A 19,746-nucleotide genomic window follows, 5' to 3' on the forward strand; every position below is an offset into this window, starting at 1 on the left:
GCCGCTCCATTCGCGGGCGGCGGTGCCCCGCAACGACACGCTTTTCGGGCGCAGCGCTCTTGTGCGTAGTAATGAGTAGCGAGGCCGAGAGCGGCGAGGACGAGGCGTTCGCGGCGGCGTGCGAGGACCTCGTTTCGCGCATCCTCTCGGGAGAGGTCGGCCAGGACGACGTCGAGAGCGCGAAACTCGAGGTGTGCTCGGAGCACTCCGTCGCGCAGGTGCCAAAGCACACCGACTTGCTCGACCACGCGCCCGAGGGCCGGCGCGAGGAATTGGAGGAAGTCCTCCAGCGCAAGCCGGTGCGGACGGCGTCCGGCGTCGCACCCGTCGCGGTGATGACGAGCCCCCATCTCTGCCCGCACGGGAAGTGTCTCTACTGTCCGGGCGGTCCCGCCTCCGAGTTCGGGAGTGCGCAGTCCTACACGGGCCACGAGCCCGCGGCGGCGCGCGGCGAGCAGAACGACTACGACCCCTACGGGCAGGTGACGCTCCGGCTCAACCAGCTGCGCGAAATCGGCCATCCCGTCGACAAAGTGGAGTTGATCATCATGGGCGGGACGATGACGGCGCGGTCGCACGACTACCAGGAGTGGTTCGTGAAGCGCTGTCTCGAGGCGCTGAACGACCACGACCTCGACGTCGAGCCCGCGCCCGCTGAAGGCGTCTCGTTCGCGCAGGACTACGAGGAGTACGAGTTCTCCTACTTGGAGGACGTGAAGACGGAGAACGAGTTCGGCGACATCCGGAACATCGGGACGACGTTCGAGACGAAGCCGGACTGGTGCGACCCCGAGCAGATCGACCGCATGCTCGACCTCGGTGGGACGAAAGTCGAGGTGGGCGTCCAGACGACCTACGAGCGCATCAACCGCGAGATGCACCGCGGGCACGGCAATCAGGCGTCCATCGACGCGAACCGCAACCTCCGGAACGCGGCGTTCAAGGTCGGCTTCCACATGATGCCGGGCCAGCCCGGGATGACGGAGGCGATGGTGGAGGAGGACTTCCGCCGACTGTTCGAGACGCCCGAGTGGCGGCCGGACTACCTCAAAATCTACCCGACGCTCGTCGTGCGCGGGACTCGCGTGTACGACCAGTGGCGCCGCGACGACTTCGACCCGCTGCGCAACGAGCAGGCCGCCGAGCTGGTCGCGCGCGTCATGAAGGACCTCCCGCGATACGTTCGACTCCAGCGCGTCCAGCGCGACATCCCCGCGGACTTCATCGACGCCGGCGTCTGGAAGTCGAACCTCCGCCAGCTCGCGTGGCAGAAGATGGACGAGCACGGCTGGGAGTGCGAGTGTATTCGGTGCCGTGAGGTCGGGATGAACGACGAGGATCCCGAGAACGTCGAACTCGGGGTCATCGAGTACGAAGCCGCCGGCGGGACGGAGCACTTCATCAGCTTCGAGGACTTCGAGAAGGACCTCCTCGTCGGGTTCGCGCGCCTGCGCTTCCCCGGCGAGGTGGCGCGCCCCGAGTTGGAGAACGCCGCGCTCCTGCGCGAGCTCCACGTCTACGGGAGCGCCGTCGGCGTCGGCGAGGAGAGCGGCGAGGGCGACCAGCAACACCGCGGCTACGGGCGGCGCCTGATGGAGCGCGCCGAGACGATGGCGCGCGACGCCGGCTACGACGAACTCGCCGTCATCTCGGGGATCGGCGCGCGCCAGTACTACAAGCGCAAGCTCGGCTACCACCAGAACGGACCGTACGTCTCGAAGAAACTGTAGCCACCGCGAGCGAAGCGAGCGGGCGCGAGGCGATTAGGGTTCGAGCAGTCCGCCCGGCGTGACGTCGCCCGGGACGCTGTGCGGGGCGGTGAGCGGCGTGACGGACACTTCGTTGTCGACGCAGACCCGCCGGTCGGTCCCCTTGGGGTCGGGGACGTCGCGCGCGAGGAACTCGCGCCAGTAGCGGTCGTCGACGTTCACGCCGGACTCGGTCATCGTCGCCTCGAGTTCGTACTCCTCGGAGGGGCGGGTGACGCGCCGAACGGGGTCGTCGGCGATGTCGCTGGCGGGCGCGTTGACGCTGAGGTAGTCCGCACTCGGGAGGACGTCGCCGGCGGCGAAGCGCGGGACGAGGTCGGCGGCGACGTCCGCGGCGACGCCGAACTTCTCGCGGGCCGGCTCCCAGTCTTCCTCGGCGAGCGCCCAGTCGTACATGGAGACGGCGACAGCGGGGAGGTCGAGGAAGCCGGCCTCCATCGCGGCACCCACGGTCCCCGAGCGCCCGAGGACGTGTGCGCCGACGTTCGGACCGTCGTTACACCCGGAGACGACGATGTCTGGGTTGAGGCCGATGCCGGCGAGGCCGACGGCCACGCAGTCCGCGGGCGTCCCCTTGACGGCGTAGCCCCGGTCGTGCTCGTCGTAGCTCACGGGGCCCATCGTTCGCGTCTGCCCGCTGCCGGAGCGCTGGCCGGCGGGCGCGACGACGGTGACGTCGTGGTCGGCGGCGAGGCGTTCGCGGACGGCCTCGAGGCCAGGCGCGTCGATGCCGTCGTCGTTCGTCAGCAGGATAGAGAGGGCGTCGCTCACGCCCGGCCGTACGCCACGACGCGTGTAAGCCGTTGTGGGTCACCCCGTCATTCAGCGGCGTTGGCTTCGGCCTGCGGGGCGAGGATCGCGTAGATGGCCTCGGTCGCGGGGACGTCGACGGCGTGCTCGCGCGCGCGCCGGACGACGCTCCCGTGGAGGGCCTCGAGTTCCATGCGCTTGCCGTGCGTCAGGTCGTAGTGGAGGCTGGAGTAGTTGTCCTCGTTGTCCATTGCCTCCATCGCGTCCAGCCACTTGCTCACGGGGTCCCACTCGAAGCGGACGCCCTCGGCGTGCGCGACGGACACGACTTCCTCGATGACGCGCCGGTAGAGCCGCCACGACTCCTCGTTCGCGTGCACGTCGCCGAAGGGGTGGCGCGTCGTCGCGGTGAGGCCGGCCTGCGCACAGATGAGCGCGAGTTTGTCCCAGAGCGTCCCGTGGACGTTCTCCGTGTAGTCCGCGGTCATCCCCGTCGCGTCTTCGCAGGCGGCGAGGAAGTCGTCGGCGAGCGCCGAGCGTTCGGGCGGTTCGGCCGCGACGTCGTGGTACTGCCCGAAGACGATCTGTGCCGGACCGCCGGTGTGCTCGACCACGCCGGGTTCCTTGATGGTCGAGAAGATGTAGGCGACGCCGCCCCAGACACGTTCGGTGCCCACTTCGTCCGCGAGCACCGCCTCGTTGTCGACGCCGTTCTGCAGGGAGAGCACGGCGGAGTCCTCGCCGAGCATCGCCTCGAGGGTCGTCGCCGCGTCCTCGGTGTCGAAGGACTTCACGCAGAAGAGCACGACGTCCACCTCGCCGACCTCGTCGGGGTCGTCCGTCGCCGGGAGGTCGACGTGGAAGTCCCCTTCGACGCTCTCGACCGTGAGTCCCTCGGACTGGAGGGCCTCACGGTGGTCGCCGCGCGCGATGAGCGTCACGTCGTGGCCCTGCTGGGCGAGGCGGCCGCCGTAGTACGCGCCGACGCCGCCCGCGCCGTAGACAGCTATCTGCATACGCGACGGTGGCGCGCCGAGCGGCAAAGAGGTACGGGAGACGGCGACGACCGTCGGTTCGGCCGGTGGGTCGTTGCCCGCGGGTCGTTCCTCCCCGCTCGCATCGACGTGGCCTCGCCATGCTCGGCCCCGCTGCTCGCGCCTCGCTATCGCTCAGCGCTCGCGTTTCCGCGATTCCTGTGGAATCGCGTAACCGCAGTACAAAAGGGTCGGAACCTCCTAGCCACGGTATCATGGACGAGAAGCGGGAACTGACGAGCGTCGACCTCGTCGCCCTCACCGCCGAGTTGAACGGCTACGCGGGCGCGGTGGTCGACAAGGCGTACCTCTACGGCGACGACCTCGTCCGCCTGAAGATGCGGGACTTCGACGAGGGCCGGGTCGAACTCCTCGTCGAGGTCGGGGAGACGAAGCGCGCGAACGTCGCGCGCCCCGAGCACGTGCCGAACGCACCCGGGCGACCGCCGAACTTCGCGAAGATGCTCCGGAATCGGCTGTCGGGCGCGAACCTCCACGAGGTCCGCCAGCACGGCTTCGACCGGATTCTGGAGTTCGAGTTCCGCCGCGAGGACCAGGACACCACTATCGTCGCCGAGTTGTTCGGCGACGGCAACATCGCGGTGCTCGACCAGAACGGCGAGGTCGTCGACTGTCTGGAGACGGTACGACTCAAGTCCCGAACGGTCGCGCCCGGGAGCCAGTACGGCTTCCCGCAGTCCCGGCTCAACCCCCTCGACCTCGACTACGAGCGCTTCGCCGAGCGGATGCGCCAGTCCGACACCGACCTCGTTCGGACCGTCGCGACCCAGCTGAACTTCGGCGGCCTCTACGGCGAGGAACTCTGTACGCGCGCAGGCGTCGAGAAGACGAAGGACATCGACGACGCGGGCGACGAGGAGTTCGAGGCCATCTACGACGCGATGGAGCGCCTGCTCGACGAGGTGAAGGCGGGCCGCACCGACCCACGGGTCTACTACGACGGGGACACGGAGGAGAACGCGGGGCGGAGCGACGCGACGGCCCGCGAAGAAGCGAGCGGTGAAGCCGCGAGCCAGAAGGGTCAGCGCGTCGACGTGACGCCCCTCCCCCTCGAGGAGCGCGCCGATCTCTACTCGGAGGCGTTCGACTCGTTCAACGACGCCCTCGACGACTACTTCACGAACCTCGAGACCGAGGCCGACGAGGGCAGCGAGGAGTCGACGAGCAAGCCCGCCTTCGAGGAGGAAATCGCGAAGCGAAAGCGCATCATCGAACAGCAGGAGGGAGCCATCGAGAACTTCGAGGAGCAGGCCGAGACGGAGCGCGAGAAGGCCGAACTCCTCTACGAGCACTACGACCTCGTGGACGAGGTGCTCTCGACGGTCCGGCAGGCCCGGTCGGCGGGCTACGGTTGGGACGACGTCGAGGAGCGCTTCGAGCAGGGCAAAGAGCAGGGCATCGAGGCCGCCGAGCACGTCCTCGGTGTCGACCCGGAGAACGGCCTCGTTCGGCTGCGGCTCGACGGCCACACGGTCAGCCTCGACCCCGAGGCGGGCGTCGAGAAGAACGCGGACGCGCTCTACACGGAGGCGAAACGCATCCAGGAGAAGAAGGAGGGTGCGCTCGCCGCCATCGAGGACACCCGCGAGGAACTCGAGCAGTGGCAGCGCCGCCGCGAGGAGTGGAGCGAAGAGCAGGCCGAAACTGAGGAGGAACCCGAGGAGGAACCCGAAGATATCGACTGGCTCTCCCGGTCCTCGATTCCGGTGCGCAAGCAGGAGCAGTGGTACGACCGCTTCCGCTGGTTCCGCACGAGTGATGGGTTCCTCGTCATCGGCGGTCGGAACGCCGAGCAGAACGAGGAAATTGTCGAGAAGTACATGGACGGCTACGACCGCTTCTTCCACGCCCAGGCCCACGGCGGCCCCGTGACCGTCCTGAAGACCTCGGAGCCGAGCGAGCCCTCGAAGGACATCGAGGTGCCCGACTCCTCGCTGGAGGAGGCCGCGCAGTTCGCAGTGACCTACTCCTCGGTGTGGAAGGACGGCCGCGGCGCCGGCGACGCCTACATGGTGATGCCCGAGCAGGTGTCGAAGACCGCCGAGTCCGGCGAGTACCTCTCGAAGGGCGGGTTCACCATTCGGGGCGACCGGACGTACTTCGAGAACACGCCCGTGGACTGCGCGGTCGGCATCACCTGCGAGCCCTCGACGCGCGTCGTCGGCGGCCCCCCGTCGGCCATCGAGGACCAGGCGGAGACGACGGTGCGCCTCGAACCCGGGAAGTTCGCGCAGGGCGACGCCGCCAAGCGCGTCTACCGGGAGTTCCGCCAGCGTTTCGCGGACGAGTCCTTCGTCCGGAAGGTCGCCTCGCCGGACGAGATTCAGAAGTTCATGCCGCCGGGCGGCAGCCGCCTCGTGGAGTAACGCGATTCCTGCGGAATCGCGAATAGACGAGCGTCGAGTACGCGAGGCGCGAGTAACCGCGACGGCCTCCCGTCGCGTAAACACGAACGCCGAGTACGCGAGGCGCGAGTAACCGCGAGCGGCTTCGGGCCCTACGTTTTTCACGTCGCCGGGTGTCGTCTCGCGTATGTTCGAAGACGCCCTGAAGTATCCGTTGCGCGGCGAGGACTCCACGTCGACGCTCCTCATCGGCGGGGGCCTCGGCATCGCGACGTTCGTCGTCGCGCTCGTCGGCGTATTGCTCTCCGTCGTGTTCGTCGGACTGTTCCTCCTGCCGTTCGCGCTCGTGCCGGGCGTGCTCGTGCAGGGCTACTACGTTGACGTGGTGCGCCACCGTCTCGACGGCGACCCGGAACCCCCGACGTTCGACGATTGGACGTCGCTGTTCGTGGACGGCCTGAAGGCGATGCTCGTCGGGATTCTCTACGCGCTCCCGGCCGTCGCGGGCGCGTTCGTCGTCGCGCTCGTCGCCGTCGTCATCTCCTTCGCGACACAGGGATCGCCCGAGTCGGGTGCGGTCTTCGGCGGCCTGCTGACGGCGCTCGCGGTGCTCGCGCTCTTCGTCTACGGCGTCGCCGCCGCCTACGTCTACCCCGCGGGTATCGTGAACTGGGTCCGCGAGGACGACCTGACCGCGGCGTTCTCGCTCTCGACGCTGAAGGCGGCGACGCTGGACACGCGCTACCTCGTCGCGTGGCTGCTCGCGCTCGTCGTCGCGCTGGTCGGCGGCACCGTCGGCGAGGCCCTCATCGTCGTCTTCCTCGTCGGCTTCTTCGTCCTCTTCTACGTCCAGATGGTCGTCTGGTACTGCTACACGGAGGGGTACGTGGACGCGCTCGACCTCGACCGAACGGACGGCGAACCCGAGGCGACGTCCGGCTACGGGGGCATCTCCTACGAGCCGCCGTCCGAGACGGCCGACCGGCCCGCGGACTCGGAGGAGTGGTCGGACCTGACAGACGCGACAGAACCCGCCGACGAGGAGTCGGAACCGGGTCGTGACGAGGCCAATGAGCGAGCCGACGTGGACGGCGACGAACGCGACGGCGAGTCGCGAAGGGAATGACGCGCCTGTCGGCTCGCACGCCGGCCTGCTGGCGTGCGAGTAGCAGGACACAAGGCCCGTGGACTCGGACGTGAGCGTATGCAGATAAAGGACCGCGAGGCGCGCGAGGGCGGGCGTGAGAAAATCACGCTCCTCCCGGAGAGCCTCGACGACCTCTGGCACCTCGCGTACGTCCTCGAACCGGGCGACCGCGTCGCGGGCGACACGACGCGGCGTATCCAGCGCAACGACGACCAGATGCGCGACACGGGCGGGCAGCGCGAGCCGATGTGGATTGCCCTCGACGTCGAGGAAGTCGAGTTCCACAAGTTCGCGAACCGCCTGCGCGTCTCGGGCGTCATCACGGAGTGCTCGCGCGAGGACCAGCTCGGCCTCCACCACACGCTGAACGTCGAGGAGTTCGACGAGCTCGAGGTGACGAAGCGCTGGAAGCCCGACCAGATCGAGCGCGTCGAGGAGGCCGTCGAGACGGCCGACCAGCCCGAAGTCGCCATCGCCACCGTCGAGGAGGGCGAGGCCTACATCCACACCGTCCAGCAGTACGGCGTCGACGAGTCCGGATCGTTCACGGGGACGACGGGGAAGGGCGAGTACGCGCGCGGGCGCGAGGAACTGTTCGCCGAGTTGGGGCAGGCCTTGGAGCGGATGGACCCGGACGCCGTCATCCTCGCCGGCCCGGGGTTCACGAAGCAGGACGCCCTCGACTACTTCGATGAGGAGAACATGGCGTTCGTCGACCGCGTCACCGTCGTCGACACCTCGGCGGCGGGCGGGCGCGGCGTCCACGAGGTCCTGAAGCGCGGCGCCGTTGAGGAGGTGCAGGCCGAAACCCGCATCGCCGAGGAGTCCGAACTCATCGACGAGCTGATGGAGCGCCTCGGTACCGACGAACCCGTCGCCTACGGCATCGACGAAGTCGCGAAGGCCGCTGACTTCGGCGCCGTCGAGACGCTGCTCGTCCTCGACGAACGCCTCCGCAAGGAGCGCGCCGGCGAGGGCGACTGGGACGTGGACATCAACGACGTCATCACCATCGTCGAACAGCAGGGCGGGGACGTAACGGTGTTCAGCCACGAGTTCGCGCCCGGCGAGCGCCTCCGGAACCTGGGGGGTATCGCGGCGATCCTGCGCTACCGCCTGACTTAAACCTCGACCGTCAGGCCGTCCTCAGCAATGGTCACGTCGTCCTCGTAGTGCTCGCGGACGGCGTCAGCCAGTGCGTCCCCCGCGGCGTCGGCGTCCGGGTAGAGGTGGGTGAGGTAGACGCCGCGGTACTCGTGGTCGGCGAGGACCGCGCCGAGTTCGCTCGGCGTCGGGTGGCCGGTCGTCTCGTGGCCGTCCGGGTGCGCGCAGTCGTGGACGAGCGTCGTCCCCTCGGCGAACGCCGCGAGCGCGTGGTCCGCGAGCGTATCGCCGCTCACCGTCAGCGCGCTCTCGAGACGATAGGCGAAGGACTGCATCGACGCGGAATGCTCGGTCTCGTAGCGTTCGACGTCGAGGCCGGCGAGCGCGACCGAGTCGCGGGCGATGTCGCGCGGGTCGACGGCCACGCGCCCGTCCAGGTAGTCGTGGACGTCGAGCAGACCATCGACGAGGGCAATCGTGCCCGGCGGGCCGGCGACCGGCAGCGTGCCGGTGTCGTTGGCGGCGAGCCAGCGCGCCTTCAGCAACGGGAGGAGGTCGCTCACGTGATCGAGATGGTGGTGCGTGAGGAGGACGGCGTCGACGTCAGCCGGGTCCGTGCCGGCGCGCACGAGCGCGTCGAGGACGCCGCTCCCGCAGTCCACGAGGAGCGTCGCGCCCCCGGCCTCGACGCGGAGGCCGGACTGGACGCGCTCGCCGGTCGGAATCGCGCTTCCGGTGCCGAGGAAGGTGACGCGCATACGGGAGACTGCGGGCGGCACGCGGAAAAGTGCTCGCCGCCCGTCATTTCACGGGGTTTTTGCGCTCCGCACCATATCGGAAACCAGTGTCAACGCCTTGGGAGGTGTCGTCGTGACCGGCCGCCGTCCGTTCGCCCTCGTCGCCGTCGGCATCGCCGTCGTCACGGCGCTGATCCTCGCCACCGCGACGCCGGTCCCGTCCGTGGGCGGGCACGGGAGCACGGGGCCGGCGAACGCGTCGCCCACGCAGGTCGCGGACACCACGCGCGCGGACGCGAACGTCACCGTCGGCGTCCTCGACGTCACGGCGTTCGACGCCGGCGTCGCCGGACGAGCAGACGTCGAGGCGGTCCGCGGGTTCGGCGGTCGCGACCCGACGGCTGGGGGCGCGCCGACGCACGGCGGCCGCGTGGTCCGTCTGGTCGAGCGAATCGCGCCGGACGCGGACTACGCGCTCGCGACGGTCGACGGCCCTAACTCCTATCGGGCGGGGCTCTCGTGGCTCCGCGAGCGCGGCGTCGACGTCGTCGTCACCCCGACGTCGTTCTACGGGTTGGCCGACGACGGGACGAGCGCCGTGGAGACCGCGACGACGCTCGCGACGAGGAGCGCGGACGCCGGGGTGCGTCTCACGGCCGACGCACCTCCAGTATGGTGGTCAGCAGGGCTGTACGTGGAGGACTGGGTGCGGGGACGTCGTGCATCCACTCGGTGGATGAACAGGGGACGGGTTAACGGGTGTGGAAGCTCAAACGCCGCGTTGAGCGCTCACCGACGCGCCCAGTCGAGCATCCGCGCGTAGAAGTCGTCGGTTTCGAGCGCCGCCGCGTCCCCGACGAGGACGAGGCTCTTCTTCGCCCGGGACATCGCGACGTTCAGCCGGCGGTAGTCCTCGAAAATCGGGCCCTCAAGGTCCCCGGTGGCGACGAACGACACCAGAATCACCTCCTTCGAGGAGCCCTGGAACCGGTCGACGGTGTCGACGGCGACGCCGTCGGGGACGCGCCGGCCGATTTCCGAGACCTGCGCGCGGAACGGCGCGATGACGCCGATGTCCGCGGGGTCGAGGCCGGCCTCGACGTACGACTCGGCGATGTCGGCGACGCGCTCGGCCTCACGGGGGTCGACGTGCGCGTCCGTCGTCCCGGTGACGTCCACGAAGCCGACGCCGTCCACGACGTCCGGGGCCGCGGCGTCCACGCCCAAATCGGCGAGTGACTGCGTCGCCACCTCGCCGTTCGCCGGGCGGAGTTTGCCGCCGTAGAACTCCGTCGAGGAGAACGCCTGGATGCGCTGGCGCATCCGGTACTGGCTCTCCAGGAGGACGCCCGCCTCGGGGTGCTCCTCGATGAGGCGCTCGAAGAGCGACGTCGAGAGCCGACCGCCCGAGCGGACGACCGGCGGGAGCTGGTGGTGGTCGCCGACGAGGACGAACGTCGCGCCGCGGTTGATGGCGGCGAGCGTTCCGGGCTCGGTGAGCTGGCTCGCCTCGTCGACGAGCACGACGTCGAACTCCTGGGAGCGCATCACGCGCGACCCGCAGGTCGCGGTGGTGGCGGCGACGAGCGGCGCCGCGCCGAGCTTCTCGGCCTGCTCGTGTGGCCCGCCAGCGTTCTCGAGTCTGTAGTCCTGCATGTCCTCGCGGACGCCCGTCTCGGTGCCGACGCGGACGAACGAATCGAAGCCCTGGTCCTCGATGGCCTCGAGGGCGTTGTCCACCGCGCGGTTCGTGAACGCCGAGAGGAGCACCCTGTCGCCGCGCTCGACGAACGCTCGGACGAGCGTCGCAATGGTGTAGGTCTTCCCGGTCCCGGGCGGGCCGTGAACCAGCGCGAAGTCCTCGGCGTTCAGCGCCTTGTTTACGGCGGCGTTCTGCGCTTCGTTGTTCGGGACGAGCTCGCGGTGTTCGTCGCCGAACGCGGGGGCCTCGCGCCCGAAGAGGACGTCCTTCCGCCGGGCGTCGCCCTTCAACACGAAGTCGTGAAGCGCGGTGAGCATCCGCGAGACGGAGAGCTCGGAGGGGTAGACGTCGAGTCGGCGCAGCTCGAGCGGTTCGTCGGTCGTGACGACGACCTCGGACTCGTCAAGCACCTCGACGCGGCCCATCTCGGCGTCGCCGTGGACGGGGTCACCGTCGCTCGCGAGCACCCGGTCACCCTGCCGAATCTTCGAGGACGCCGCGGACGGCCGAGTCGCGCGGAGGCGCCAGCGGCCGTCCGAGAGCTCCTCGCGGCCCGCGGGTTCGAGGCCGATGACCGCCCGGTCGTCGGCCGCGCGCTCCTCCGGGGTCTGCTCCCAGAGTTTCACGTACTCTTCGTGGACTTCGCGGCGCTCGGCCTCGATGGCCTCGTAGAGCTCCTCGAAATAGTCGCGCTCGGCCTCCGGGAGCAGACTCCCGATTTGGCCGGCCTTCGACTCCTGACCGAGCCGGCCGGAGACGACCATACAGGCGTCCTGCGAGAAACAGTACTCGCACTTCGCGTTCGCCTCCTTGCCCGTCGGGACGCTCATCCCGTGCTCCATCGCGGCGAGGCGGTTGCGCGAGCGCACGACAAACTCCAGCAGCCCCGAGCCGATGGAGAACTCCTTGGCGGGCGAGAGGTCGCCACCCTCCTCGGAGCGGTCGACGGCCGCGTTCTTCGTGTAGAGGAGCGTGCCGGTGTCGGCCTCGACGCCGCGCTCCTCGAGCATGAGCGCGTAGCACGCCGCCTGAATCTTGTCGTGGAAGCGGGGGTCGCGGTTCGTGTTCTTCCCGGTCTTCAGCTCGACGGGCATCCCGCGTCGGATGGCGTCACAGCGGCCCTTGATACCGAACGTGTCCGAGATGAGCGTGTACTCTGAGCGCCAGTCGTCCTCCTCGGTGAGGAGGCCCTGGTTCAGCCAGCCCTCGATGGCCGAGGCGTGCTGACGGACCTCCTCGCGGACCGCGTCGGGGTCCTCGCCGAGCAGGCCGAGCTCGAGGCCGGCGTCGTCGATGGCGTCGTCGATGGCGTCGTCGAGGTCGCGCCCGCGTAGGAGGTCGCCGAACACCTCGTGGACGAGCGTCCCCTTCGTCACCGGATACTTCAGCGGGAGGCCGGAGAGCTTCGAGAGGTAGTACTGGCGGGGACACTGCACCCACTCGCGGATGTCCGTCACGTCCACGAGGTAGTCGGGTTCGACGACGACGTAGGAGCCCTTCGAGGTCGAGAACTGCGTCTCGCCGTTCCACTCGCGCTCGTCGGGGTCGGTGACGAGGAGCTCCATGTCCGCCTCGAGATACTCCGCAGTCTCCGTCCACTTCCCCCAGAGCGTCACCGTTCGCGGCGGCGCGGTACCGGGGTCGAGTGTCACCTCCACTATGTCGCGTTCGCCGTACTTCGTGCTCACCGCGCGCACGTCGCCGACGTCCGTCACCGTCCCCCGAATAGTCACGCACGAGCGTAGTCGCGGGCGGCGAAAAACGCTGTCGCTCCCTGTCTCGGAGGCCGCCGACTGTGCCGCTGATGTATCGCTTAAGCCCGCCTGTGTCGTAGCGGCCCGCGTATGCGAGTCAGGGACTGGCAGGACATCCTCGAAGACGTCACGGAGTCCAGCGCCGACCCCGACGGGTGGCGCGCGGTCGCCGGCGACCGCGCGCGTGGCCTCGGCGAGGACCTCTACCTCGGCCACCCCAGCGTCGGCGTTTACCAGCTGAAGACGTACGCGAAGAACCCCTTCGAGGTGAAGGGCGCGGGTGCGCGCGTCGCCCGGCGCGTCGACGAGGACCTCGACCCGCTCTTCCCCGGCCGCGACGACGACGCGGGCCGTTTCGCCGTCCGGCAGGGCGTCGAGGACGAGGAGGAGGCCGAGACGAAAGCCCGCCGCCTCGAAGAAGTCCTCAAGGTCCACGCGGAGGCGCCGACGTCACCAGACGACCTCTTCGAGGACGTGATGGACGTCGTCGACAGCCCCGCGTTCGGCCCCGTCGAGTACGACAGCCACGGCCGCCCCGAAGAGCTGGACGAACTCTCCGAGACCTTCGAGGAGGCCGAGGAGTTGCTGAACAGCGAACTCGACGAGCTCATCGAGGAGGACGACGTCGGGAAGGGGTTCCAGTAGACGCGGAACCTTCGGTTCCGCGAAGGACGCGAGCGGGAAGGAACGACCCGCGAGCAGACGCGACTCCTCGGAGGCGCGAATACACGAACGCTGAGCGCAAGCGAGGTGTGAGTAACTGCGGGTTCGAGCGAAGTGAGGGGCCGATTTCTATTCCGGAATCCGCGCGAGCCACATCGACGGGTCGTCGAGTTCGGCGTCCGTCGGGAGCGTCTCGGGGGAGTGCCAGACGGCACCGGCGGCCTCGACGTCGCGGGCGTCGGCGACGGCCTCGAAGAACTCGCGGCCGCGCTCGTACTGCTCGCGCTTCAGGTGGAAGCCGAGCAGCCGGCGAACGAGGCCACCGAGCGGGCCGTCCTCGGCGCGGCGCTCGTCGAGTTTCCGCCGCAGGTCGTCGTAGTCCTCGTCGAACGCGCGGTCCATCAGGAGTTCGGCGTACCCCTCGACGGCGGTCATCGTCGTCATCATCTCGGAGAACGCGTCGCGCTGGAGTTCGCCCTCGGAGAGCGCGGCGACGCCGTCCCGGAGGTGAGCTTCGAGGTGGTCGGCGAGCCACGGCGCGGCACCGAACTCGGCGGCGTGGGTCACCTCATGGAAGGCGATCCAGCGCCGGAAGCGCTCGAAGTCGGCGTCGAGATTCGCCGCGGCACTCGCGATGTTCGGGTGGACGAAGTAGAGGCGGTGGCCGTCGGCGTCCGCGAGGAGGAGCGGGTCGTACTGGCCGAGGACGCGCCGGGCGACGAACGCGAGCGCGCCCGCCGTCGTCGCGGTGTTGACGGTGCGCGCGACGCCGGGGAGGACGCCGCCCTGTTCGAGCGGTTCGAACGCCCGGCGGAACGTCGAGACGTTCGCGTCGACCCAGTGGTGGCGGTTCTGTATCTCGACCGTCTCGGGGACGTCGAAGGCGAGCCCGGAGACGTCGCGGATGCGCGAGCGGGCGGCCCGGACGTCGGCCGCGTAGCCCTCGCGGTCGGCCTGCGAGAGGTCGAGCGACCCGGGGTCGGTCGCCCCCTTCGCGGCGTCGGCGACGGCGGTCCAGTCGACCGCGTCGGACCCGGAGGCACCGGCGACGGCGCGGGCGCTGTCAAGAAGACTCATACGCGAAATCCGCGCCGAATCGGGAAAGGCCTTGTCCTCGGAGAGAACCGAGCGTCCTCAGGCGTCGATGTCTTCGAGTTCGTCGCGCTCGTCGACGGGTTCGTCCTCGGTCCCACCGCCGAGTTTGCGCTTCACGAGGAGGCCGGTGGCGACGAGGAAGCCGAGGACGACGACGAACCCGAGCGCCGCGGCCTTCGGCGAGCGCGAGTCGGTGGTGTCGACCGGCTCCTCCTCGGCCGTCTCCACGGGTGCGGGCGCGATGCCCGCATCGTCCGCATCAGTCTCCTCGCCCTTCGAGAAGTCCCAGCGGAGGAGGCTGAGTTCGGTCTCGTCGAGGCCGTGAACGTGGATGTCGATGAATCCCATAGTCGTGTGTTCCGTCGGACGACACAAGACCGTTCCGGCACACGGCGTCGGCGGGCGACTCGGACGCCGCGGAAAGCGGGCGAGCATCGGGGCGACCGGTGACTTCTTGCCGCCGCCGGCCGCCGACTCACGTATGTACGACGACCAGCGGCGCTTCCTCGAGGACCTACTCGCGACGGCGAGCCCGTCCGGGTTCGAGACGCCCGCCCAGCGCGTCTGGGTGGAGTACGTCGAGCAGTTCGCGGACGACGTCCACACCGACGAGTACGGGAACGCGGTCGCCGTCTACGACGGCGGTGGCGGCCCCGAACTCGCGTTCACCGGGCACGCCGACGAGATCGGCTACATGGTCGCCGCCATCAACTCCGAGGGCTACCTCCACCTCACGCCCGTCGGCGGGAGCGACAAGTCCGTCTCGAAGGCCCGCCACGTCCACGTCCACACCGACGACGGCCCCGTGAACGGCGTCATCGGGCAGGCCGCGATTCACGTTCGGGACCGGGACGACGACGAGTACGACGACATCGAATCGATGACCGTCGACATCGGCGCCGCCGACGAGGAGGCGGCCCGCGACCTCGTGACCGTCGGCGACCCCGTCACCATCGCGCAGACGCCACATCCCCTCCAGGGGTCGCTGCTCTCCGCGCGCGGCCTCGACAACCGCGTCGGCGTCTGGGTCGCCGCCGAAGCTCTCCGCCGGGCCGCCGAGCGCGGCGCCGACTCGACTGTCTACGCCGTCTCGACCGTCCAGGAGGAGGTCGGGCTCTCCGGCGCGAAGATGGTCGGCTACGACCTCGACCCGGACGCTGCCGTCGCCGTCGACGTCACGCACGCCTCCGACCATCCCGAGTTCCCGAGCGACAAGCACAACGAGGTCAGCCTCGGCGACGGACCGGTCGTCGCGCGCGGGTCGGGGAACCACCACGCCCTCGTCGACGGCGTTCGGGACGCCGCGGACGCTGAGGACGTCGACGTTCAGTACCAGGCGACCGGTATCCGCACGGGAACGGACGCGGACGCCTTCTACACGACCCGCAGCGGTATCCCGTCGCTCAACCTCGGCCTGCCGAACCGCTACATGCACACGCCTGCGGAGGTTGTCGACCTCGAGGACCTCGACCGGGCCGCCGACCTCCTCGCCGCGTTCGCCGTCCGCGAGGCCGGCCGAGACTCCTTCTCGGTCGAGTTCTGAAGCGCCGGCGACGCCACTCGACGGCGGCGGTTCCGGTGTCGGAGCGGGCCATGTCGTCGTCAGCACCGGTACTGGCGGCGCTCGCATCGGTCCCGCCGCCGTGGTGCCCGGTGACTTTCGTTCTGCCGGCGAGTCGGTACGTTTAAGCGTGAGACGGGCGCTCGGTGTGGTATGAGCGGCCGACCCCTCGACGTCCTCGAGGCATCCCTCGAGCAGACTGTGACCGTCGTCCTCAAGGACAGCAAGGAGTTCACGGGCGTCCTCACGGGCTACGACCAGCACATGAACCTCGTCCTCGAGAACACCGAGGAGGGTGAAGACACAACCGTTATACGCGGCGATAACGTCGTCACGATTAACCCATGACCGGATCCGGTACCCCGAGCCAGGGGAAGAAGAACAAGACGACGCACGTCAAGTGCCGCCGCTGTGGCGAGAAGTCGTACCACTCCAGGAAGAAGGTCTGTTCGAGCTGTGGCTTCGGCAAGTCGTCCAAGCGCCGGAGCTACAACTGGCAGTCGAAGCAGGGCGAGTAAGCCCACACAGACGACCGTTTCTCTCTTCCGTTCTTCTCGGCTCTAGCTGACGCTCCGTTCCGTCGACATCTGTTCTTCTGTCGATATTTGTCGTCGGCAGTCGTTCTTCCGTCGACGCACGTCGTGTCGCGGCCGGGTCGGTCACTGGTACTGTCCGCTCGACAGTCCGAGCGCCGGCCGACGCATCCTCGTCGCCAGTTCTAATCGCGCGTCGGCGTCCCGGTCCCGCGTCGCCAGTTCTGGTCGCGCGCCGCCGTCGCTGGCCGTGCCGTGGGGTGGCGTACCGGGGCCGGATCGAGACGCGTATAATGCACACACGTGCATACCGTAGCGGGAATATCGGCGATTAGATTCACAACCACGGGTGTTTTACGTGATGGGGACACAGGAAGCACCATGACCGAGCGGCGGGACGAGACGGTCGAGAGCGGACCGCGGGAGAAGTGCGGTGTCGTCGGTATCTCTCTCGAGGACCGGGCGGCCGCACTCCCCACGTACTACGCGCTGTACGCGCTCCAGCACCGGGGGCAGGAGTCGGCTGGCATCGTCACCCACGACGGCTTCCAGCAGCACAGCCACGTCGAGATGGGGCTCGTCGGCGACGCCTTCGACGAGGACGACGTCGAGGCGCTCAAGGGAAGCGCCGGCATCGGCCACGTCCGCTACCCCACCGCCGGGAGCGTCGACAAGTCCTGCGCACAACCCTTCACCGTCTCCTTCAAGGGCGGCGCGCTCGGGCTGAGCCACAACGGCAACCTCGTCAACGCCGAGAGCGTTCGGGACGAACTCGCGTCCTCCGGCCACGCCTTCACGAGCGACGGCGACACCGAGGTCATCGCCCACGACCTCGCGCGCAACCTCCTCGAGGAGGACCTCGTGCGCGCCGTCAAGCGGACGATGAACCGCATCCACGGCTCCTACGCGCTCACCATCAGCCACGACGACACGGTTCTGGGCGTGCGCGACCCCGAGGGCAACCGCCCGCTCTGCATCGGCGAACTGGACGACGGCTACATCCTCGCCTCCGAGTCCGCCGCCATCGATACCTTAGGTGGCGAACTCGTCCGGGACGTCCGCCCCGGCGAACTCGTCGTCCTCCGCGAGGACGGCAGCGGCTTCGACTCCTACCAGCTCGTCGAGCAGGAACACACCGCGAACTGCTTCTTCGAGTACGTTTACTTCGCGCGCCCCGACTCCACCATCGACGGCGAACTCGTCTACGAGGTTCGGCGCGAACTCGGCCGCCAACTCTGGGCGGAGTCCGGCGTCGAGAGCGACGTCGTGATGCCCGTCCCGGACTCCGGGCGCGCGTTCGCCTCCGGGTACGCGGAAGCCTCGAAGGAGGACGGCACCGGCGACGGCGTCGAGTTCGCCGAGGGCCTCATGAAGAACCGCTACGTCGGCCGGACGTTCATCATGCCGACGCAGGAAGCCCGCGAGCGCGCGGTGCGCCTGAAGCTCAACCCGATTCGCTCCACCGTCGAGGGGAAGTCCGTCACCATCATTGACGACAGCATCGTCCGCGGCACGACGTCGAACCAGCTCGTGAAGCTCGTCCGGGACGCCGGCGCGGAGGAAGTCCACGTCCGCATCGGCGCGCCCGCTATCGTCGCCCCCTGCTACATGGGTATCGACATGGCGACCCGTGAGGAACTCATCGCCGCCGAGAAGTCCGAGGAGGAGATCGCCGAGGAAATCGGCGCGGACAGCCTCTCCTACCTCTCCATCGACGCCGTCACCGAAGCGATCGGAAAGTCCCGTTCTGACCTCTGTCTCGGCTGCGTGACCGGCGAGTACCCCTACGACATCGACGGCGAAACGACCGACCGCGACGTGACGCGCCCCGCCGTCGGCGGCGACGCCGACGTGCCCGCCGACGACTGACTGCGCTCGTAACCGTCGTCCGCGTCCCACCCCTCCGGTTCGGTACCACGTTCCTCTCTGCTGTCCCACGTTCTTCGTCCAGTTACGACGCTGAATCGCGGGCGATAAGCCGCGTGTCCCCGTGCCGTTCCGGTGCCGTCGTCGTCGTTCCCGTCGGCGTGTGAGCCCCTCCCCCCGTTCTGCAAATGTTCGGTGCGACGGCGGTGGGCAACGTTCGGAGGCCGAGAACACGACGGCACGACGCGCTCGATCGCTGTGCGGAACACCCCCACCCCGTTTTGCAAATGTTCTGCTGTTCGAGGGGGTGGTTCGTCGACGTCGTGAGGACGAATGAGGGGGTTGCGGGGCGCGACCCGAGCATTCGAAACGAATGTATCTCGCGAAACTACCGAAACACGAGAAGGAGTAGTTTTATGTTGGCCGGTCGGGAAACCAGAGTAGACAGCGATGGACACGCCGTTCCGCAAGCGCACGGGCGTCTTCACGGACAAGAACGTCCTGAAACAGCAGTACGAGCCCGACGAAATCCTCGAACGCGACGAGGAGATTCAGGGATACGCGAACGCCCTGCAGGACGTCGTGGACGGCTGGGAGCCGGAGAACGTTTTCGTCTACGGGAAGACGGGCGTCGGGAAGACGGCGGTGACGCGCTACATGATGGACATGCTCCGCGTCGAGGCCGACCAGCGCCCCGACGTTGACGACGTCCACGTCGCCGAAGTCAACTGCCACCACCACCCTTCCTCCTACCAGGCGGCCATCGCACTCGTGAACGAACTCCGCGAGGGCACTGACCGGGAGCCCATCACGACCGGGCTCTCGACGTCCGACGTCCTCACCGCGCTCTTCGAGGAGATTGAAGCGCGCGAGGGGACAGTCCTCGTGGTGCTCGACGAGATCGACAACCTCGGCGACGACGACGTCCTCCTCTACCAGCTCCCGCGCGCGAAAGCGAACGGCAACATCGAACACTCGCAGGTCGGCGTCGTCGGCATTTCGAACGACTACACCTTCCGGAACGACCTCTCCTCGAAGGTCCAGGATACGCTCTGCGAGCGCGAAATCAAGTTCCCGCCGTACGACGCGACCGAACTCCGGACGATTCTGGAGGACCGCGCGTCGAAAGGGCTGGCCGACGACGTTCTCGAACCCTCGGTCATCCCGAAGTGCGCCGCGCTCGCCGCCCAAGACCGCGGGAGCGCGCGACAGGCCATCGACTTGCTCCGCGAGGCGGCGAACGTCGCCGTTGAGGACGGCCGCGAGACCGTCGTCGAGTCGGACGTCGACGCCGCGGAGAACCGTGTCGAACGCGGACGCGTGAAGGATTCCATCCGTGATCTGACGACGCACGGTCGCTACACGCTCCTCGCCATCACGAACATCGCCTTCGAGGGCGAGACGCCCGTGCGCGCGAAGCAGGCCTACGAGATGTACGAGCGCGTCTGCGAGGAGAACGCGACTGAACCGTTGAGTCAGCGCTCCGTCCACGACCACCTCATCGACCTCGCGATGCTCGGCTTCTTAGCACAGTACGACCGGAACCACGGCCGCGGCGGCGGGCAGTACTACGAGTACGAACTCGACGTCGAACCCGAGATCGTGACGGCCGTTCTCGGGAGCGAGGAGTAACCGCGTCCCGCCGGTAGCGTCTTCATCCCCTCG

General features: G+C 68.6%; 17 protein-coding genes. 11 read left to right on the forward strand and 6 right to left on the reverse strand.

Annotated features, from left to right (window positions below; all coding sequences use genetic code 11):
- Positions 1–71: 71 nt before the first annotated feature.
- Positions 72–1,730 (forward strand): tRNA uridine(34) 5-carboxymethylaminomethyl modification radical SAM/GNAT enzyme Elp3, encoded by a 1,659-nt coding sequence (locus ACQUS8_RS00680; protein ID WP_435095417.1) that lies wholly within the window; start codon positions 72–74, stop codon positions 1,728–1,730.
- Positions 1,731–1,763: 33 nt separating this feature from the next.
- Here the strand turns inward: ACQUS8_RS00680 and surE are convergent, their stop codons facing one another.
- On the reverse strand, positions 1,764–2,540 hold the full coding sequence (gene surE / locus ACQUS8_RS00685) for a 5'/3'-nucleotidase SurE (RefSeq protein WP_435095420.1): 777 nt from the start codon (positions 2,538–2,540) through the stop codon (positions 1,764–1,766).
- A 47-nt stretch (positions 2,541–2,587) separates the two neighbouring features.
- Positions 2,588–3,535, reverse strand: coding sequence for a ketopantoate reductase family protein (locus ACQUS8_RS00690; RefSeq protein WP_435095423.1), 948 nt, complete (start codon positions 3,533–3,535; stop codon positions 2,588–2,590).
- Positions 3,536–3,768: 233 nt separating this feature from the next.
- Between ACQUS8_RS00690 and rqcH the strand changes: the two genes are divergently transcribed.
- The 3 genes from rqcH (at position 3,769) to ACQUS8_RS00705 (ending at position 8,191) form a co-directional block, all read left to right on the forward strand.
- A complete protein-coding gene (gene rqcH, locus ACQUS8_RS00695; RefSeq protein WP_435095426.1) occupies positions 3,769–5,940 on the forward strand; it encodes a ribosome rescue protein RqcH in 2,172 nt (723 codons plus the stop codon).
- A 166-nt stretch (positions 5,941–6,106) separates the two neighbouring features.
- Positions 6,107–7,045: a DUF4013 domain-containing protein gene (locus ACQUS8_RS00700; RefSeq protein WP_435095429.1), complete on the forward strand. Its 939-nt coding sequence runs from the start codon at positions 6,107–6,109 to the stop codon at positions 7,043–7,045.
- A gap of 78 nt (positions 7,046–7,123) precedes the next feature.
- Positions 7,124–8,191 (forward strand): mRNA surveillance protein pelota, encoded by a 1,068-nt coding sequence (locus ACQUS8_RS00705; protein ID WP_435095432.1) that lies wholly within the window; start codon positions 7,124–7,126, stop codon positions 8,189–8,191.
- Here the strand turns inward: ACQUS8_RS00705 and ACQUS8_RS00710 are convergent.
- A complete protein-coding gene (locus tag ACQUS8_RS00710) occupies positions 8,188–8,928 on the reverse strand; it encodes an MBL fold metallo-hydrolase (protein ID WP_435095435.1) in 741 nt (246 codons plus the stop codon). The genes ACQUS8_RS00705 and ACQUS8_RS00710 overlap by 4 nt on opposite strands.
- 112 nt (positions 8,929–9,040) lie before the next feature.
- Between ACQUS8_RS00710 and ACQUS8_RS00715 the strand changes: the two genes are divergently transcribed.
- Complete coding sequence (locus tag ACQUS8_RS00715) at positions 9,041–9,730, forward strand: hypothetical protein (RefSeq protein WP_435095438.1); 690 nt, start codon at positions 9,041–9,043, stop codon at positions 9,728–9,730.
- On the opposite strand, the gene ACQUS8_RS00720 is transcribed toward ACQUS8_RS00715, so the two are convergent.
- Positions 9,697–12,342, reverse strand: coding sequence for an AAA domain-containing protein (locus tag ACQUS8_RS00720; protein ID WP_435095441.1), 2,646 nt, complete (start codon positions 12,340–12,342; stop codon positions 9,697–9,699). The two genes, ACQUS8_RS00715 and ACQUS8_RS00720, sit on opposite strands and share 34 nt — an antisense overlap.
- Before the next feature lie 111 nt (positions 12,343–12,453).
- Here ACQUS8_RS00720 and ACQUS8_RS00725 point away from each other — a divergent pair, with 111 nt between their 5' ends.
- Positions 12,454–13,008, forward strand: coding sequence for a hypothetical protein (locus ACQUS8_RS00725; RefSeq protein WP_435095444.1), 555 nt, complete (start codon positions 12,454–12,456; stop codon positions 13,006–13,008).
- 147 nt (positions 13,009–13,155) lie between these two features.
- On the opposite strand, the gene ACQUS8_RS00730 is transcribed toward ACQUS8_RS00725, so the two are convergent.
- The gene (locus ACQUS8_RS00730) at positions 13,156–14,103 is read right to left on the reverse strand and encodes a zinc-dependent metalloprotease (RefSeq protein ID WP_435095447.1); all 948 of its coding nucleotides are present in this window, start codon (positions 14,101–14,103) and stop codon (positions 13,156–13,158) included.
- A gap of 57 nt (positions 14,104–14,160) precedes the next feature.
- A complete protein-coding gene (locus ACQUS8_RS00735) occupies positions 14,161–14,469 on the reverse strand; it encodes a hypothetical protein (RefSeq protein WP_435095450.1) in 309 nt (102 codons plus the stop codon).
- Between the two features lie 133 nt (positions 14,470–14,602).
- Here ACQUS8_RS00735 and ACQUS8_RS00740 point away from each other — a divergent pair, with 133 nt between their 5' ends.
- From ACQUS8_RS00740 to ACQUS8_RS00760, 5 genes are all read left to right on the forward strand, one after another.
- Positions 14,603–15,664 (forward strand): M20/M25/M40 family metallo-hydrolase, encoded by a 1,062-nt coding sequence (locus ACQUS8_RS00740; protein ID WP_435095453.1) that lies wholly within the window; start codon positions 14,603–14,605, stop codon positions 15,662–15,664.
- Positions 15,665–15,835: 171 nt separating this feature from the next.
- Positions 15,836–16,030: an LSM domain-containing protein gene (locus tag ACQUS8_RS00745; protein ID WP_435095456.1), complete on the forward strand. Its 195-nt coding sequence runs from the start codon at positions 15,836–15,838 to the stop codon at positions 16,028–16,030.
- The gene (locus ACQUS8_RS00750) at positions 16,027–16,200 is read left to right on the forward strand and encodes a 50S ribosomal protein L37e (RefSeq protein WP_435095459.1); all 174 of its coding nucleotides are present in this window, start codon (positions 16,027–16,029) and stop codon (positions 16,198–16,200) included. The genes ACQUS8_RS00745 and ACQUS8_RS00750 overlap by 4 nt, the downstream gene beginning before the upstream one ends.
- A 396-nt stretch (positions 16,201–16,596) precedes the next feature.
- Positions 16,597–18,084, forward strand: coding sequence for an amidophosphoribosyltransferase (purF, locus tag ACQUS8_RS00755; RefSeq protein WP_435095462.1), 1,488 nt, complete (start codon positions 16,597–16,599; stop codon positions 18,082–18,084).
- A 447-nt stretch (positions 18,085–18,531) separates the two neighbouring features.
- On the forward strand, positions 18,532–19,713 hold the full coding sequence (locus ACQUS8_RS00760; RefSeq protein ID WP_435095465.1) for an orc1/cdc6 family replication initiation protein: 1,182 nt from the start codon (positions 18,532–18,534) through the stop codon (positions 19,711–19,713).
- Positions 19,714–19,746 lie beyond the last annotated feature (33 nt).

The organism is Halarchaeum sp. P4 (assembly GCF_051195175.1).
GTDB lineage: Archaea > Halobacteriota > Halobacteria > Halobacteriales > Halobacteriaceae > Halarchaeum.